At 56.3% G+C, this 17,903-nt stretch carries 14 protein-coding genes; 5 read left to right on the top strand and 9 right to left on the bottom strand.

Annotated elements, in window-relative coordinates:
* Position 1: 1 nt before the first annotated feature.
* Entirely contained in the window at positions 2-1,315 is a 1,314-nt protein-coding gene (locus DS906_RS14185; RefSeq protein WP_113790787.1) for a hypothetical protein, read from the bottom strand.
* Positions 1,315-2,940: an amino acid adenylation domain-containing protein gene (locus tag DS906_RS14180; RefSeq protein ID WP_113790786.1), complete on the bottom strand. Its 1,626-nt coding sequence runs from the start codon at positions 2,938-2,940 to the stop codon at positions 1,315-1,317. The genes DS906_RS14185 and DS906_RS14180 overlap by 1 nt, the downstream gene beginning before the upstream one ends.
* A 153-nt stretch (positions 2,941-3,093) precedes the next feature.
* Here DS906_RS14180 and DS906_RS14175 point away from each other — a divergent pair, with 153 nt between their 5' ends.
* The 5 genes from DS906_RS14175 to DS906_RS14155 all read left to right on the top strand — a co-directional run bounded on the left by DS906_RS14175 (position 3,094) and on the right by DS906_RS14155 (position 8,178).
* The gene (locus DS906_RS14175) at positions 3,094-3,924 is read left to right on the top strand and encodes a DUF6502 family protein (RefSeq protein WP_113790785.1); all 831 of its coding nucleotides are present in this window, start codon (positions 3,094-3,096) and stop codon (positions 3,922-3,924) included.
* Between the two features lie 2 nt (positions 3,925-3,926).
* Positions 3,927-4,796: a DUF5666 domain-containing protein gene (locus tag DS906_RS14170; RefSeq protein ID WP_113790784.1), complete on the top strand. Its 870-nt coding sequence runs from the start codon at positions 3,927-3,929 to the stop codon at positions 4,794-4,796.
* A gap of 133 nt (positions 4,797-4,929) precedes the next feature.
* Positions 4,930-5,937, top strand: coding sequence for a phytanoyl-CoA dioxygenase family protein (locus DS906_RS14165; protein WP_369934915.1), 1,008 nt, complete (start codon positions 4,930-4,932; stop codon positions 5,935-5,937).
* A gap of 128 nt (positions 5,938-6,065) precedes the next feature.
* Positions 6,066-7,190, top strand: a complete 1,125-nt coding sequence (gene gmd, locus DS906_RS14160; RefSeq protein WP_113790783.1) for a GDP-mannose 4,6-dehydratase — start codon at positions 6,066-6,068, stop codon at positions 7,188-7,190.
* Positions 7,191-7,200: 10 nt separating this feature from the next.
* Positions 7,201-8,178 (top strand): GDP-L-fucose synthase, encoded by a 978-nt coding sequence (locus tag DS906_RS14155; RefSeq protein WP_113790830.1) that lies wholly within the window; start codon positions 7,201-7,203, stop codon positions 8,176-8,178.
* A gap of 33 nt (positions 8,179-8,211) precedes the next feature.
* On the opposite strand, the gene DS906_RS14150 is transcribed toward DS906_RS14155, so the two are convergent.
* From DS906_RS14150 to DS906_RS14120, 7 genes are all read right to left on the bottom strand, one after another.
* Positions 8,212-9,351 carry a DUF2793 domain-containing protein gene (locus tag DS906_RS14150; RefSeq protein ID WP_233494799.1) on the bottom strand — a complete coding sequence of 380 codons (1,140 nt, stop codon included), beginning with the start codon at positions 9,349-9,351 and terminating at the stop codon, positions 8,212-8,214.
* 185 nt (positions 9,352-9,536) lie between these two features.
* The gene (galU, locus tag DS906_RS14145) at positions 9,537-10,430 is read right to left on the bottom strand and encodes a UTP--glucose-1-phosphate uridylyltransferase GalU (RefSeq protein WP_113790782.1); all 894 of its coding nucleotides are present in this window, start codon (positions 10,428-10,430) and stop codon (positions 9,537-9,539) included.
* A gap of 311 nt (positions 10,431-10,741) precedes the next feature.
* Complete coding sequence (locus DS906_RS14140) at positions 10,742-12,547, bottom strand: ABC transporter ATP-binding protein (protein WP_113790781.1); 1,806 nt, start codon at positions 12,545-12,547, stop codon at positions 10,742-10,744.
* 1 nt (position 12,548) lies between these two features.
* Positions 12,549-13,478 carry an ABC transporter permease subunit gene (locus DS906_RS14135; RefSeq protein ID WP_058274595.1) on the bottom strand — a complete coding sequence of 310 codons (930 nt, stop codon included), beginning with the start codon at positions 13,476-13,478 and terminating at the stop codon, positions 12,549-12,551.
* 10 nt (positions 13,479-13,488) lie between these two features.
* Positions 13,489-14,412 (bottom strand): oligopeptide ABC transporter permease OppB, encoded by a 924-nt coding sequence (gene oppB / locus DS906_RS14130; RefSeq protein ID WP_113790780.1) that lies wholly within the window; start codon positions 14,410-14,412, stop codon positions 13,489-13,491.
* A 65-nt stretch (positions 14,413-14,477) separates the two neighbouring features.
* Positions 14,478-16,106, bottom strand: a complete 1,629-nt coding sequence (locus DS906_RS14125) for a peptide ABC transporter substrate-binding protein (protein ID WP_113790779.1) — start codon at positions 16,104-16,106, stop codon at positions 14,478-14,480.
* Between the two features lie 404 nt (positions 16,107-16,510).
* A complete protein-coding gene (locus DS906_RS14120; RefSeq protein WP_369934909.1) occupies positions 16,511-17,734 on the bottom strand; it encodes a lytic transglycosylase domain-containing protein in 1,224 nt (407 codons plus the stop codon).
* Positions 17,735-17,903 lie beyond the last annotated feature (169 nt).

Below are 17,903 nucleotides of genomic sequence, written 5' to 3'. Positions count from 1 at the left end.
ATCAGCTATCCCAAATTGCGCCATAGGCGGGAATGCCAAGGCTTTCCAAGTCATGCACAACCTTGCGGGTCAGCTTTTGGTTCGAGATCACGATAACCGCTTCGGCCCCGCTGTCGCGAGCGGCTTGCAATGCCAAGGCCGAAAGGTTCGGTTTGCCGTCTTCGTCGGTGTCCCAGATCAAAGGCTGCTCGGTATTTGCTTCGATCTCGTCAACCAGCGTGTCACCATAGGTTTTGCGCGGGCTTCGGGTGGACCAGATCAGGCGGTTCGGCACCTCTTTGGCCAACAAATGCGGCAGGATCGGCCCAATGCCCGAACCGGTGCCCACATACACCACTTTCTTGAAAAGCACTTCGATCCGCGCCACACCTGATGTCGTGATACCCTTGACCCAAACCTTGTCTGGCGGGTTGTCGATAAAACGCCCGGTCCAGTCCCCGGCGCGGCTGATGGCCAATCGATAGCCGGACCGGTCCGGAGCGGGGATATTGGCGAAGGAGTGATACTCACCAAACGGGGTGTGGCTGATCGCGTTCGAGCTGCCGGGGAATGGCGTATCCCCATAGTCGAAATGCGCAATTATCGCATGGTTAGACGGCTTTTCAATCCTGACATCGACGCGTTTCAGTGTCAGCCATGGCGACAGGATCGACAAGGTGATCAGGCAGAGCATCCAGAAGGCCGGGCTGTGCAACAACATGCCCCCCATGTCACTTGTGATCGAGATCGTCTGCGCCCAGAACAATCCCAAAACCGTCCAGCCGACAAAGCGGTGCGTTTTCTCGAACGCATTGTGGAACCGTGCGCGGATCGGGCCGAGGGCCGATATTACCATCAATGTCATCAAGACGACCATTGTCGCGCTCAGGGCCAGTGTCAGATCCGATGGCAGGGCGCCTCCGTTGGCGCGGTTCCAAATTATTGCAAAAAGAAGAAAGCCGAACCAGATGGTCCCAGTGACGGTGCCGCCGGAATGCAACCCGCCAAAGTGGAACACCTTGCCAGCCCCCCAACGGATCCAAAGTGGCCATGATGTGGGAATGCGTGTGGCCAGCCAGAACAGGGCGTTGACCACTCGTTGTTGCCGGATCAGGATGCCGAGGCTGAGGTTGATCAGCGCCATATCCGAAATCGGGCCGAGCGTGAATGCACTATCAGCGAACCAAGTCCCATCGCGCAATCCAATCACGAAGACGGCCAGGTTCACCAATGCAACAAGCATTACCAAGCGGCGGTATTCCATCAGGGCCGGGTGGCGGGTCACCCGCCGCCAATTCAGGCCGCCTGTGTCAAGATTTGTCGTCTGCGTCGTCATCAGTTCAACTCCGCACCAGTATTTGCGATATGGGTGCGCGCCAGATCCAGCAAGAGACGCTTGTCCAGCTTGCCGCGCGGAGTGCGGGGCAGCATGTCCATCGGGACCACAACGGCGGGGCTGCAGTAGTATGGCAGGCGATCCGAGACGGATTGCGCCGCCTGCTTGGGGCAGGCCGACAACGGTGAGATAAAGCTGACCAGATTGCGGCTGTCATATTGCAACGTCACCGCCTGCTGACAGCAGGGTGAGGCCTCAAGCGCGGATGTAACGCCGTCCAGCTCAACCCGGAAACCGCGCACCTTGACCAGGTCGTCAACGCGCCCGAAATGCTCTAACTCACCGGTCTTCGTCCAGCGTCCCAGATCACGGGTGCGGAACATCATATGCCCCGGTCGGAATGGGTCAGGTCGGTAACGCTCGGCTGTCAGTTTGGGGTTGGCGAGGTAACCGGCTGTGACGCAATCGCCGCCAGCCCACATCTCGCCCTTTTCGCCGATAGGTAAAGGGCGCAGGTTTTCGTCCAGAACATAAACCGTGTTGTTCGGTGTTGGGCACCCAATCGACAGAAACGGTTTGTCGGGGTGATGCGGCTCGGCCGTATTGATGATGGTGGTCTCGGTCGGACCACAGGAATTGTAGAAAGTGCAAAAGGTTGACCAGCGATCTGCCAGCGGGCGGGGGCAGGGTTCGCCCGCTACGGCGACAGCTTTGACCTGCGTGCAGCGGGTCTGGTCCAGCGCATTCAGGATCGAAGGCGTGGCGATCAGCACATCCACCTTCTCGGCCGTTTCCTGAATCGATTTGCCACGGATCACCAAAGTTGCGCCATTGGACAAAGCGCCAAGGATCTCCCACGCGGCCATGTCGAATGAGATCGACAGGATCTGTCCGACCCGCAAGCCCGGTCGCATCCCCAGATCCCCGGGGGCGGTCAGCAAGATATTGGCCAGATTCCGATGGCTAACCTGTACCCCGTTTGGAACGCCGGTTGTGCCGGACGTGAACAATATCATCGCCAAATCGTCGGGGTTGGCCTGATAGGCAGGGCCGGGGGCCGGGGCGTCCAGCATCGGGTCGAACATTGTCGTATCAATGGTGATCAGGGTTTGGTCCAATCCAACGGGGATTTGATCTGCCATTTCTCTCAGGCCGAGGATGATTTTTGCACCAGTTACATTTGCAACATGGCGTAAGGTTTCCGTCGGCGCGACACCGACATGCTGCGGAATATAGGCGGCCCCAAGCTTTATGGCGGCGACGATACCTACGACCATCTCGACTGAACGATGCAGGAACAGGCACACCGCGTCGCCGCGTTTCACGCCATGGACGCGCATGACATTAGCCAATCGGTTCGAGGCCTCGTCCAGTGCCCGGTAGCTAAGGTTATGGTCCGCACATTCCACCGCGGTGGCACCGGGCTGATCCCGCAACGACTGTCGTAGCGCATCTGCGATGGTGGCATGACGTGGCGGAACCTGCGGCCCCCAGCCAAAGGATATAAACAGCTCTTGATCTTCGGGGCTGAGCGCGTCCAGCGCACCCGGCTTTTTTGTGCGGGCTAGATCGGTCTGAGACAGGGGGGGGTAGTTTGTCTGGGGATCGGTTGCGATAAGGTGCATGGCATTCTCCAGTTCAAGAAGGGGTCACACCTTAGTGATAATGGGAAAAATTCCCATTATAGGTCGCATTCGATCACATTTTGAACACGAAAGCGTTGAATTCGTTAATTCTAGGAAAATGTTATCAACTACCAATCCGTGACGAGTTCCAAAATGTCGAATGATCCCAAACCTCCTCTTGAAACCGCGCTGTCTGCGTTGCTGGTCCCACTGGCGCAGGCAATGGTTGCGCATGGGGTCACGCTTGGCTCCGCGACCGAAGCGCTCAAACAGGCCCTGCTGACGGCTGCCGAACAAAGCACAGACGGAAAGCTGAGCGACAGTCGCGCCAGTTTGTTGACGGGTCTGCATCGCAAGGATGTCAAAAGGCTGCGCAACACCGACGATGATGCCCCGTTGAAGCGCAGTTGCAATGCGGCGGCACTGGTCATCAGCTATTGGTCGACGACGCCCGAATTTCTGGACGACTTGGGCGCGCCTCGGACTCTGAGCGGTAAAGGCGACGAAAATGGCCCGGGATTTGATGATTTGGTGCGGCGCGCGCGTGTGGACATGGCCCCAGGTACCGTTCTGGAAACTTTGATCGACCAAAAGAATGTGGAACAGGTCGGAAAAGGCAAGCTTCGCCTTTTGTCCCAAGCCTTTCTTCCTTCTGCTTGTAGCGCTGAACAAGTGGCGGCCTACGAGGCGACACTGTCTGCTCACCTTGCTGCAGCAACGCAGAACTTGCTGGCCGAGCCAGGTGCCCCACGCAATTTTGACCGTGCGGTACGGTATTCTCATCTGTCGTCGGAATCGATTGAAGAGTTGCGTCAATTCTCGTCAGACAGGGCGCAAACGCTGCTGCAAGAGATCAATTCCCTGGCCCGCGAGCTGCAGGACAAAGACAGTAATGGCGATCACAGCGGTCGGTTTGCAGCGGGCGCTTTTGTTCTGCCCTCGCCGCAAGAAGCGCAAAGTAAAAACCCGAAAGAGGATGAGTAAATATGGGTGTGTTTCTTCGTGTGCTCGCGGCGTTTTTCATGGTGTCTTGGCTGCCTGCTCCGATTCAGGCCGAAGACAAAGGTGAAACTGATCGTGAAGGTGGCATTATCGGCACCGGTATCGTGGGCACGATCACCCATCTGGGCAGCATCCATGTGAATGGGCAGCATATTCTGTTCGATGACCAGTTACCGGTTGCCGACTCGGTTCCTATGATCACTGCGGGCGAGTTGAAGCCGGGTCATACCGTTGCGGTTGTTGTAACTCAGGAAAATGGCGGGTGGCACGCAAAGCATATCCGTCAGATCCTGCCTCTGGTCGGACCAGTTTCCAGCGTGCGGGACGGCAAGATATCGGTTCTTGGAACCGAAGTTGCGTTTGAACAGCGTGCAGACATTCAGGTCGGTGATTGGGTCGCCATCAGCGGATTGTGGCAAGGTCAGTCAGTGCGCGCTTCACACATCGAAAAACTGACAAGCGTTGGGCATCAGGCGCGGTTATCCGGCACATATCTTGGGGCTGACCCTCAGGCTCAAACTGTCATCGGGGCAAGCGTTGTCAGTGGGCTTGAGCCGCAACATCTGTCGCCGGGTGATCTTGTCCGGGTCGTTGGGCAGCCAACTCGCGACGGGATCATGGCCGAGCGTCTGGAAGCCGGGCTGTTCGCCGGTGCGGTCGGCGTTGTTCAGGTTCAGGGCTATTACTCGGAACCCCAGCCCGGTGGGCTGTATACGGTGCTGGGAAGTGGCTTGATCGCCTATAGCGATCAGCCCGAGATGATAGACCCGAACACCCTTGTTATCCGCTGCGGCGATGGCAGCGGGCTGGTGAATGTAGGCAGCATAGGTGCTTTCGCTCAGCTGGGATGCTGAAACGTGCACTCTGGTTTTGGCTTTCGGGCGACACGTTTGATCCGGGAGGGTTTAGTCGTGCCCTCAATCTAATCACAGGGTTTGATCCGTGTGGATCCGGCCGGAGTTTTGAAAGCACGAAAGCGTTTCAGAAATGAAACGCGAGGTGACTTGCCCCAAAGGCAAAGCTGAACTTATCGTCGCAGGTAGGATAAGCGCCCTGCGGGCAGCGCAGGGTAAAACTCTGGGAAAGCAAGTTTTCGAGAAGGTATACCAGATGTCTGAAAACACCCCAACGCGTGATGTCGTACTTAGCCAGGCGCAATCCGACAAATACTGGGAGGATGGGTTTCTTTTTCCGTTGACCATCTTCTCCGAAAAGGAGGCCGCCGAAACCCGCGCTGAGCTTGAGCGGATCGAGCGGGAGTGGCTTGACGCGGATCTGCCCTTGCCGTTGAACACCTATAAACGGGTCAACGCACATTTGGTGATGCCGCTTGCGGCGCGTGTCGCGACGGATCCCCGCGTATTGGATGTGGTTGAGGGTGTATTGGGGCCAGATATCATGGTTTGGTCAGCTGAATTCTTCATTAAAGAGCCGCACACAGCCCATACCGTCGGGATGCACCAGGATTTGACCTACTGGGGTATGGGTGAAACCCCGGATCAGGTCACCGTCTGGATTGCGTTGTCGCCGGCAACGGTTGAAAGTGGGTGTATGGATTTTGTGCGCGGCAGCCACAAGAACCCGATCCTTCCCCATAAGGACACGTATTCAGACACCAATCTTCTGTCGCGCGGACAAGAGGTTGCGGTGGATGTCGCCGAGAAAGACAAGACCCACATCGAATTGGCACCGGGGCAGATGTCTCTGCATCATGGGCTGACGATCCACGGTTCGGGTCCCAATCAATCGGGTGACCGGCGTATTGGTCTTGCGATCCGCTATCTTAACCCGAATGCCAAGCAACTGGTGGCCGAGCGAGACTATGCCATGCTGGCGCGCGGGCAGGACGGCCAAAGCAACTTTGTTCATGTCGAGCCGCCAACCAAGTTGTTTTCTGCTGATGCGCTGACGCTATACGACAGGGTTCGCAGCGATCAAAGCGCAGCGTTGGCAGAAGGGGCAATAGGCTCAGTACCGTTGTATGCGTCGTCCTGAAGCGCTTGCGCAAACGATGGTCAACTGCAGTTGAATCAAAGCCCGATCGTGGCGCAGGGTTGCATTCAGGGGTATATTGCTGTTTCTGAGGCGGCGAAAAGCAAATCAGATATTCTCGGATCGCGGCTATGACAAAAACAGCATTGGTGACTGGTATTACAGGGCAGGACGGATCTTATCTTGCTGAGCTTTTGCTGGAAAAAGGGTATGAAGTCCATGGGATCAAGCGCCGTGCATCTTCGTTCAACACACAGCGCATTGACCACATTTATCAGGACCCGCATGTGCCTAATCCGCGCTTGCACCTGCATTACGGTGACCTAAGCGATACATCGAATCTGACGCGCATCATTCAAGAGGTTCAACCGGACGAGGTGTATAACCTTGGCGCACAGTCCCACGTGGCGGTCAGTTTTGAATCGCCCGAGTATACCGCTGATGTCGATGCGATCGGTACGTTGCGCCTGCTCGAGGCGATCCGCTTTCTGGGTCTTGAGAAAAAGACACGCTTTTATCAGGCGTCCACGTCCGAACTGTACGGATTGGTCCAAGAAACACCGCAACGCGAGACAACGCCGTTCTATCCGCGTTCACCTTACGCGGTTGCCAAGCTTTATTCCTACTGGATCACCGTCAACTATCGCGAAGCCTATGGCATGTATGCGTGCAACGGCATCCTGTTCAATCACGAAAGCCCGCGCCGGGGTGAAACCTTTGTGACGCGCAAGATCACCCGTGGTCTGTCCAACATTGCCCAGGGTCTGGAAAGCTGCCTGTATATGGGCAACATCGACAGCCTCCGCGACTGGGGGCACGCCAAGGATTACGTCCGGATGCAATGGTTGATGCTGCAACAGGACGCCCCCGAGGATTTTGTTATCGCAACGGGTGTGCAGTATTCAGTGCGGCAATTCATCGAATGGTCTGCCGCTGAGCTGGGTGTGACGCTTGAATTCTCAGGCACAGGCGTCGATGAAATCGCGACGGTCAAATCCGTCGAGGGCGATAGTGCACCTGCGTTGAAACCCGGCGATGTGATCATGCGCATCGACCCGCAATATTTCCGCCCGGCCGAAGTGGAAACATTGCTTGGCGATCCTTCGAACGCCAAAAACAAACTGGGCTGGGAGCCGGAACTGACCGTTCAGCAGATGTGCGTTGAAATGATCACCGAGGACCTGAAGACAGCCAAACGTCATGCCTTGCTGAAACAGCATGGTTACGAATTGCCGGTCACTCTGGAAAATGGCTGAGGCAGGCGGCATGCGTAAGATCTACGTCGCCGGGCATCGCGGCATGGTTGGCGGCGCAATCCTGCGTCGCTTGCAAGACCGTCAAGCATCAGGTGAGGCGCTGGAACTTGTGACACGGACCCATGCGGAACTTGATCTGACCAATCAAGCCGCTGTCGCCGATTTCATGCAGGCCGAGCGCCCGGACGTTGTCATTCTGGCGGCGGCTAAAGTCGGCGGTATCCATGCCAACAACACCTACCCGGCGGATTTCATTTACAAAAATCTGATGATCGAGTGCAACGTGATCCATCAGGCGTTTGCCGCGGGGGTCAAAAACCTGCTGCAATTGGGCAGTTCCTGCATCTATCCGCGCGCTGTGCCGCAGCCAATGCGCGAAGATGCCCTGCTGACAGGCGTGTTAGAGTCGACAAACGAACCTTATGCCGTGGCAAAGATTGCCGGTATCAAGCTGTGTGAAAGCTACAATCGGCAGCACGGCGTGGACTATCGTTCCGTGATGCCGACAAACCTGTACGGACCTGGTGACAATTTTCACCCTGAAAACAGTCACGTCCTGCCCGCCCTGATCCGCCGATTTCACGAGGCACGCCGGGATGATCTGGACGAAGTTGTCATCTGGGGCACAGGCAAGCCCCGGCGCGAGTTTCTGCATGTCGACGACATGGCTGAGGCGTCTTTGTTCGTAATGGACCTGCCTCGTGCTGAGTATGAGGCAAATACCCAACCAATGCTGAGCCATATCAACGTGGGATTTGGCGAAGATATCTCAATCGCGGAACTGGCCGCGATGGTGGCAAAGATCACCGGGTTCACCGGGCGGATTACGCAAGACGTCAGCAAGCCGGACGGTACCATGCGGAAGCTGATGGACGTTTCCCGGCTGGCCGACATGGGATGGCGCGCGACTATCGGGATCGAAGACGGTATTCGCGAAACCTATGCTTGGTTTCTGGAACAAGCCGAGGCAGAACTTCGCGCGAAGTGACCGCCCGGACAAAGATCCGGGCAGTCTGTCGGATCAGAACCAGCGGCCAATAGCTATGGCCGTTGGTGGTAAAACCGTTGCGTCAGAAGCAGACGAAAGAACTTTGTACACGACCTGAGTGTCGGTCGGTCCATCAAACCCGATAAACCTGCCGATTGAACCTCCGCTGCCGCTGAGTGCCGGCGTCGTGCCCGCAGCAAAAGCAGCTGGAAAATCCCATGCTTCCGACGAGCTTGCGTACAGTGCACCTTCGGTGTTTGTGCAGGTCGTTGCATCCAGTGAAGCGGTGCAAATCTGGGTACCATCAGCGAACCGGACGAAATCACCACTCGGTGTGGCTCCTCGTTCAATCACAGCGCCGGTCGGGGTTCCGCCACTTTGCGTGACCGCCCCCAAAAGATTTCCGGGCCCATACCCGTAGTCGGCCCGCATCAGGCGGCCCGCTGTTGTGTCGTATGCACTGTTTTGCACGGCCGTGCCAGTGACTACCCCGGACGCTGGATCAAAGTTCAGCGCTTCGGACCAACTGTTCCCATCCGGCGAGACCTTGATAGAAAAGCCTGTGTTACCGGACAGGCCCATTTCAGCATGCCCGGTCCAATTGGACTGAAACAACAGAGATGCGGTCTCACCCGCATTTGCCTTGTTGATCTTCAGTTGATGCCCGGCACCTTCGTGGCTTAGCAAGGTTGCAGGCGCGCGCACCGACAGACGGTTGGTCATGTCGTGCCCGGTGGCAATTCCGATGCCTGGCAGGTTCTGCGTCTTAGTCGGGGGTTCGACCCATTCTGACCCGTCCCAAATTGTCAGACGGTTAGTCTCTTGGTCCCACGCGCGCCAGCCCGATTTGGGTGTTATAAAATGCCAGTCATTGTCCAACCAGGCTGCAAGTTCTCCGGCATGATCCGACCAATCGCCGATGGGTGTTGATCCAAGGGCATAAAGCTCGCCCTGAGCCGGAACTGCGGGCGGGGTTGAGGCATTAATAGACGCAACACTCAGCTGGACGATCAGATCAAGGCGTCTCAGGGCTTCGTTATGCGTGATGTGTTTTTGCGCTTGCGAAGGTTGCAGGAATGGCAAGTTCAATTTGGGCGAATTTTGGGACAAAGGGCATTCTCCGTTGGTTGTCGGATCGACAATTGCGTTGCGCGCCAGACTGCCGCGCTTCACATGAATCCCGCCTGACCGGTACGAACGCTCGGTTAATGTTGTGCCAATATTTTCCCAGAGTGAAGGGCTGTCCAATCTGCCCCAGGGCCTTTCATCCACACCGAAAGAAAAAGGCAAACTGCAATGCCCGCAGTTTGCCCTTAATACGATACCGTTTGCCTCGTCTTCGAGGCCGCAATCCCTAGTTACTGGGCTGCCTGACCCGTGGCGACAACTTCGTGCAGGTATTTCTGCAAATCCTCTCGAAGGTCATCGCGCGCCAGCGCAAAGGCGACGGTCGCCTGCAGGAAACCCGCTTTTGACCCGCAGTCAAACCGTTGGCCGTCGAATTTGTACCCGAAGACCGGGACACCGTTTCTGATGTCTTCGGCGATTGCGTCCGTCAGTTGAATCTCGCCGCCACTGCCTAGCTTGTTCTGATTAAGGTTGTACAGAACCGATGGGCGCAGAATGTAACGACCGATAACCGCCAAATTGGACGGTGCCTCCTCGGGTTTCGGTTTCTCGACCATGCCGCGCGCGCGCACGACTGTGCCGATGTTATCGCCGACATCCAGAACGCCGTAAGAGCTTGTCTTTTCCGAGGGAACTTCCATGGTGGCAACCATATTGCCGCCGGTTTCTTCATAGGCTTCTATCATCTGCTGCAAGCAGGGCTTTTCCCCCGCGATGACGTCGTCGGGCAGCATGACCGCAAATGGTTCGTCTCCGATCAGGCGGCGTGCGCACCATACGGCGTGACCCAAGCCCAAAGCTTTGTGTTGCCGGATATAGGCGATTGCCCCGCTTTCCATGTTGGTCGCATTTAGCGTTTCCAACAGGTCGTCTTTGCCCTTTTCCTTAAGCGTTTGTTCAAGGATTTGGTTGTGGTCAAAATAGTCCTCAAGCGCCGATTTTCCGCGGGACGTTACAAAAATGAATTCGGTAATCCCGGCCGCCCGGGCTTCGTCGATTGCGTATTGAACCAGCGGGCGATCGACCAGGGTCATGATTTCCTTAGGTACCGATTTTGTCGCGGGCAGAAAGCGAGTACCAAGACCCGCAACCGGAAAAATCGCCTTTGTGACCTTACGTGCCATGCTACCTCTCAGCAAAAAGTCTTGTCCGTATGAAAGTGTTTTGTCGACGCAACCTCATAGTGTGTGCGGTTAGAACAATCAACGCAAATAGGCAAAGCCGGTCCACTTGGAGAGATCGTGCCACCGTCGAAATCGGAAGTCAAAATGCTGTGCTCATGCTGGCCATAACATAGCCTCGAAGGTTGTCAATTTTGTGTTGAAATAGATAAAATTACGCACATTGGACGCAATGCGGAAACAAAAAGGAGTCGCCGAAACATCTAAAAACGAACCTGCCCCGAAGACTGTGAATTGCTTCGGAGCAGGCGGGTTTATGCCTTTGCCATGATCGCCTCGAGCGGGTCGTGCTCGGCCACAAAATGATTAGGCTTCACTTCACTCAACTGAGGAACATAGTCATTCTCACCAGCCGCCAAACGACTTGGGAGGAAACGCAACGCGGCTTTCGGATCCATCGGTGAGGGCAGCTCACCCGGCAATTTCAGGCGTGTGCGACTGCGCTCCACATCCGGGTCCGGGATTGGCACGGCCGAAATCAGCGATTTGGTGTAGGGGTGGATCGGATCAGAACAGATCACTTCTCCGTCACCCAGTTCCACGATCCGGCCCAGATACAGCACCATGATCCGGTTCGATACCGCCCGAACGACCGAGAGGTCGTGGCTGATAAAGATCATCGACAGACCGAACTCCTGCTGCAACTCGCGCAGCAACTCCACGATCTGCGCCTGAATCGACACGTCCAGCGCCGACACAGCTTCGTCGCAGATGATCAGCTTGGGTTTGTTGATCATCGCCCGCGCAATGCCGACGCGCTGGTTCTGACCGCCCGAAAGCTCGTGCGGATAGCGGTTGATCATGTTGGCCTTCAGGCCGACCCGTTCCATCATTTCGGCGACCAGCTTCTTGCGTTCCCGCTCAGTCAGGTCAGGGCGATAGGTCTTCAGCGGTTCCGCAATTGAGGCCGAGATGGTCATCCGCGGATCGAGGCTGGCCAGCGGATCTTGGAACACGATCTGCAAGTCCTTGCGGTACTTGTTCAACTCGGCCCTTCTAAGCCCTACAATGGGATGACCCAGCCAACTGACATTTCCCGCGCTGGGTTCGATCAACTGCAGAACGGCCCGTGCCAGCGTTGACTTTCCACAGCCGGACTCGCCCACAACTCCCAATGTTTCGCCCTTTCGGATGTCAAAACTGACACCATCAACGGCTTTCAAAGGTACTTTGTGTCCGAACAAACCGCCCGAGACGTGGATTGGGAAGTGCACTTTGACGTCGTCGACTTTCAGCAGCGGCTCATCGACTTTTTCTAGCGCCTTGGGTGCGTCGCCGGCGTCGATGCGGGGCATCGCGGCCAGCAAAGTCTTGGTGTAGTCGTGTTTAGGCGCTCGGAAAATTTCGCGCGTCTCGCCGGCTTCGACGAATTGACCCAGCCGCATGACCTGAACGCGGTCGCACATACGTGCGACAACGCCCATGTCGTGCGTAATCAGTGCAATCGCGGTGCCTTCGTCCTTTTGCAGGCGCACCATCAGGTCCAGAATGTCGGCCTGAACGGTTACATCCAGCGCTGTCGTCGGTTCATCAGCGATCAACAGCTTTGGATTACACAGCATGGACATTGCGATCATGACCCGCTGGCGCATACCGCCGGACAGCTCATGTGGATACTGATCCAGGCGCCGTTTAGCCTCGGGGATGCGTACACGTTCGAGCCATTCAAGACAGCGCGCCCGAGCAGCCGAACCTTGCAGCCCTTCGTGAACCTGCAGAACTTCGCGCATCTGCTGGCCGATCCGCAGGTGCGGGGTCAGGGCGGTCAGAGGATCCTGAAAAATCATGCCGACATCGTCGCCACGGATCTGGTTCAGCTTGTTGACGGGCAGGTTCAGAATTTCCTGTCCGTTCAGCAGGGCGGAACCGGTTGCCAGCCCGGCAGGCGGCAGCAGGCCCATCGCGGCCATGAAGGTCTGGCTTTTACCAGACCCACTTTCACCTACGATGCCAAGGCATTCACCCGGATTGATGTCAAAACTGATGCCTTTGACGGCCTCGACAACGCCATCGGCGGTGTTGAACTGGACGCTCAGGTCTTTTATGGAAAACAGGCTCATATCAGCGATCCTTCGGGTCCAGAGCGTCGCGCAGGCCATCACCTATGAAGAACATGGTGATGATGATTGCGACGTAGAATGTCAGTGGGAACAACAACTGCCACAGTGTGCCATAACCCATCGTCCCGGCCCCTTCGGCGATCAGTCGACCCAGCGACGTGTAGGGTTCAGAAATCCCAAGGCCGAGGAACGAGATGAAACTTTCAGTCAGGATCATCTCAGGCACCAGCAGCGAAGCATACACAATCACCACGCCCAGAAGGTTGGGCAGGATATGGCGATACATGATGGTGAATTCACTGACCCCAGCTGCGCGCGCGGCCTCGATGAACTCTCGGTTCTTCAGGGTCAGGGTTTGCCCCCGGACAATCCGTGCCATCGTCAGCCAGCCGACCGCGCCAAGTGCGATGAACAGCATCACGAATGATCGACCCGCGACAACCAACAACAGGATGATGACCAGAGTTGCCGGAATGGCCAGCAGGATATCGACGAAGCGCATCATTACACCATCAGTACGGCCACCGATATACCCTGCAGCAATACCGTAACATGTACCGACGATCAGGGCGGTCGCGGCACCGATCAGACCCACCAGCAGCGATGTCGTCGTCGCCTGAATGATGCGGCTGTATAGATCGCGCCCCAGATCGTCGACGCCGAAGAAATGTCCAGTCTCTGCGGACGGCATTCCCATGCCGCGGACGTCGCCCATGACATTCCAGTCGATTTCCTCGTTGCTCCAAACGGCAAAGTAGGGGCCAATGATCGTGAACAAAACGATCATAGCCAGAATGAACAGGCTCGCCATGGCCGCCTTGTTGCGAACAAAACGCATACGTGCGTCCTGCCAAAGTGAACGCCCCTGAATGACCGTGTAATCGGTGATATCTTCGGCCAGGTGGGCGGCTTTTTGTGATTTACCAAGCATTGCCAGCCCCTCAGTAACGGATTTTCGGATCGAACCAGGCATAGGCCAGGTCGGTCAGCAGGTTTACGAGAACGGTCAGGACGCCATACAGGATCGTGACCCCCAACAGCACCGCGTAATCACGCGACAGCGCGGACCCCACATAAGCCTGCCCCAGTCCACCGGTCGAAAAATAGATGTCCACAAAGACCGAACCGGTCAGAACGTAGACGAAGACCGGTCCTAGATAGGACACAACGGGCAGCAAGGTTGGTTTCAGCGCGTGGCGCCAGATCACGGTTCTTGTCGGCAGACCCTTGGCGCGGGCCGTGCGGATGAAGTTCGAGTTCAGAACTTCCAGCATCGATGACCGCGTGATCCGTGCAATGGACCCCATGTATGAGGTCGCAAGCGCGATAACGGGCATGATCAGGTACGGCCACTGGCCGCCATTCCAGCCACCACCCGGCAGCCACCCCAGCCACAAGGTGAAGGTCAAGATCAGGATCGGACCCATGATGAAGTTCGGCAGCGCTTGCGCTGCGATTCCCAAACCAACAGCAAGATAGTCGATCCAGCTGTTGTGCTTGATCGCAGCGGCAATCCCCAGCGAGACTCCGACGGTTGTTGCGACCAGGAAGGACAGCGAACCGTAGGTCAGCGAGATCGGGAAACCCTGCGCGATGATGTCATTTACATCCCGGTCCTTGAACTTAAAGGACGGGCCGAAATCAAAATGCACGACGATGTTGTACAGATAGTCCCACAGCTGTTTCCACAGCGGTTGGTCCAAACCGTACCGCGCCTCGATATTGGCCAGAACCGCGGGCGGCAGTGGCCGTTCCGATGTGAATGGCCCACCTGGCGCGAAGTGCATCAGAAAGAAACTTGCAACGATCAGCAAAAGGATCGTTGGGACGGCGATCAGCAATCGCCGGACGATATAGGCAAGCATTTCATGCCCCCATTATTGGCTTTGCCCCGGAAAGAACTCCGGGGCAAAGCGTGGTCTAAGGAAGATTATTCGGCGGTTTTGTAGAGGTTCTTGGAATACCAGTTCTGCTCTACGTTTTTGACCGGCCAGTTACCAACATCGCTGTCCATCATGTAGACGCCAGCATAGTGATAGATCGGGATAACGGGCGTTTCTTGCGCGATGATACGCTCGACCTCGGTGTAGAGAGGAGCGGCATCGTCAGAGGTTTTGGCTTCGGACAGCAGTTCATCAACGCGGGCGTTGTTGTACTTGCCGTCGTTATAGCCGGAATCCGACTGTAGCAGATCGAGGAAGGTCGAGGCTTCGTTATAGTCGCCACACCATGCGCCGCGTGCCATATCGAAGTTCTGGTTGCCACGCTCTTCCAGGAAGATTTTCCATTCCATGTTGGCCAGCTCGGCATTGATGCCCAGCTTTTGCTTCCACATCTGGCTCAGGGCCACGGCAACTTTTTTGTGCGCTTCCGAGGTGTTGTAAACCATCTCAAAGCTCAGTGGGTTGTCGGGACCATAACCAGCTGCAGCTAGCAGTTCCTTGGCCAATTCGTCGCGCTCGGCCTGCGACATCGACGCCATTTCTACATCCGGAACGTCAAAGCCAGCGGTTGCTGCCGGGGCAAAGGTATAAGCTTGCGGTTGCCCACCTGCCATAATGTTCTCGGTGATGATCTTACGATCAACCGCCAGGGACAGCGCCTGACGGACGTTCGGGTCTTTGAAGGCTTCGGGTCCACCATCGGACAGGTTGAACGTGTAATAATAGTTACACAGGCGCGGGAAGCTGATTGCCTCTTCCGGGTTCTCTTTCTGCAGGCGTGGGAATTGACCGGCGGGAACTTCGGTGCGGTCTAGCTCACCTGCCAGATAGCGGGTCAGGGCGACGTTTTCGTCATTGATGACCAGCGCCACGACCTTTTCGATGATGGTGTTGTCGTTGTCCCAGTAGTTTTCGTTCCGCTCGCGGACTGAACGTTCTTGCGGCAGATGCTCGGTCAGGACGTATGCACCATTCGATACGATGTTTTCGGGCTTGGTCCAAGCGTCGCCAAACTCTTCGACAACTTTCTGCGGGGCAGGGAAGGTGGTCGAGTGCGTGGTCATTTGCGGGAAGTACGGCAGCGGTGCGCTGAGCGTCACTTCAAGCGTGTGGTCGTCGATGGCTTTAACGCCCAAGTCGTCAACCGACTTGTCCCCTGCGATGATTTCAGATGCGTTCTCGATCGACATCAGTTCCATGAACCATGCATAGGGCGAGGACAGCGCGGGATCGACGGCACGTTTCCAGGCGAAAACAAAATCGCCGGCGGTTACCGGATCACCATTCGACCACTTCGCATCGTCGCGCAGGGTAAAGGTGTAAACGTCTTTGGTGTCGTTGGTGGTGTAACCGGTGGCAACACCGGGGACCAGATTGCCGTCTTCGTCCTGGTTCATCAGGCCTTCGAACAGGTCACGCACGATCTCGGCGCCGGAAACATCTTCGACAACCTGAGGGTCAACTGAGCTGTGTTCGTCCAAGATACGATAGGTAAAGGTCTGGTCATCCGCCAACGCTTCGCCGGTAGTCGGATGGGTTCCGGCGGCAAATGCAGCACCGGTTATCATGGTCGAGGTCAACAGCCCCGCAAGAGATGTACGAATATACTTGTTCATGTTTTTCAACTCCCGTTTTTTATTCGGCAACCCACGCGCATCCCTTCAGGATGGCTGAAGGCCACCATGTTTGTCCGACCCAGAAAGAGACCGGGACTGGTTCGAATTTTGCTTTTTCAGATCGCAATGAACACCGCGTCGCAGTCTTTCGGTTTGCAGTCGGGAACGTGTTTGCAAAAGTCGCCTTTCACTGAGATCGAACGTGGCATTATTTCAAAAAAGGTTAAAGCCTTTGCCTGAAAATTGGGCAACCAGAGGTGGATTGTGAATGGAAACGGGGGTGCAGCGGAAATTTTATGTTGAAACTCGGAGGCTTCGTGACATTTTCGTGAAAGGCGACGTTTTTCGTTTGGCTGTTGCCGTTGGGTCAAACAGCTAAGGGGGCTCTGGATCAGGGCGAATCGCTACTGTTTCAGGCTGGTCTTCATGCCCGCATCAGGAAAGCAGGTCGGAGCCTGGCCGATCGATTCTTGCCAACGCCCGATCGAGCGGCGGGTTTTGAAACCCGGTAGGCCATCTGCCCCGCCCACGTCGTGTCCTTGTTGTTCCAGTGTGCGTTGCATGGACGCTATGTCAGACCGGTACAAGTTTCCCACCTTGCTCCAGCGTCCTGTGAAATCGCCAACGCCATATTGAATGCGGTCTCCGACGTGTCCAACGAACAAGGCATAAAGATCGCTTTTGTTGTATTCCTTGAGGACATAGAAGTTCGGTGTGACGACAAAGGCAGGGCCGTTCCGCCCTGCGGGCATCATCAAATACCCCTCTCCTGCCAGTTCATGTTTTGGAAACGGCTTGCCTGACACGCGAACAATTCCCATTTCGGCCCAGTCCCGAATGGGTCTGCCTTGGTCGGGACCTTCCAGTGCGCAGGATATGGTGTCAGGAACTATGACTTCGAACCCCCAATCGCGCCCGATTCTCCAGCTATGCTGCGCCAGATAATTCCCGATAGAGGCAATTGTATCTTCGGCTGAGGTCCAAATATCAGCTTTCCCGTCCGCGTTTCCGTCGGCCGCATAGGTCAGGAAATTGGAGGGCATGAACTGCGGCTGGCCCAATGCGCCCGCCCAACTGCTCTTCATTGTGCCCGGCGGTGCATCGCCCGCTTCGGCGATTTGCAGCGCCGCGATCAGCTCTTTGGTGAAATATTCAGCGCGGGTACTCATGAACCCTTTGGTGCCCAGAACCTGGAAGGTGTTGTGCCGAATGGGAACTTGTCCATAGCCGCTCTCACGACCCCAGATGGCCAGAATGATGCGGGCGGGTACGCCGGTTTCGGTCTCGACGCGCGACAAGGTTGCGGCGTGTCGCCGGGCCATCTGCCGCCCGACTGATGTTGCGCCCTGAACGGAACCCGCGTTGAAGTATCGACCCGGAGAGCCAAATTCAGCCTGTTTTTGCCGTTTGGGGGTTTTGATCGGTTGCCCCGGCGGCACCAGATCCGGTAATTTCCAGTTCAGCGTCACACCGTCAAAGGCCTGCTGCATCGTGCGCCTGGAAACACCCTTGGCTCTGGCCTTTGGCCAGATGGTTTCTTGTAGCCAAGACTGGAATTGTTTTTCAACCGCAGCACGATCTTGCGCGGTTGCACTTGTGGACAGGCACCAAAGACCCAGGACGAACATGATCCATCGCATCGCCTAAGGTCTGGCTTGGTCAAAGCCGCAAGTCAACAGCGGTTTTCCTGTGGTTTTGTCTGCGCCTATCCCCACCGTTGATTAGGGTCGGTGGCAGAGCACCGACCTATTTGGGAAAAAGCCTTGAGAAATTTCATTTGTCTGCCGATAGTTGGCG

The organism is Ruegeria sp. A3M17 (genome assembly GCF_003318255.1).
Classification (GTDB): domain Bacteria; phylum Pseudomonadota; class Alphaproteobacteria; order Rhodobacterales; family Rhodobacteraceae; genus Ruegeria.
Note: the sequence above shows the minus strand (reverse complement) of the source record. Positions and strands in the feature narration are given on the sequence as shown.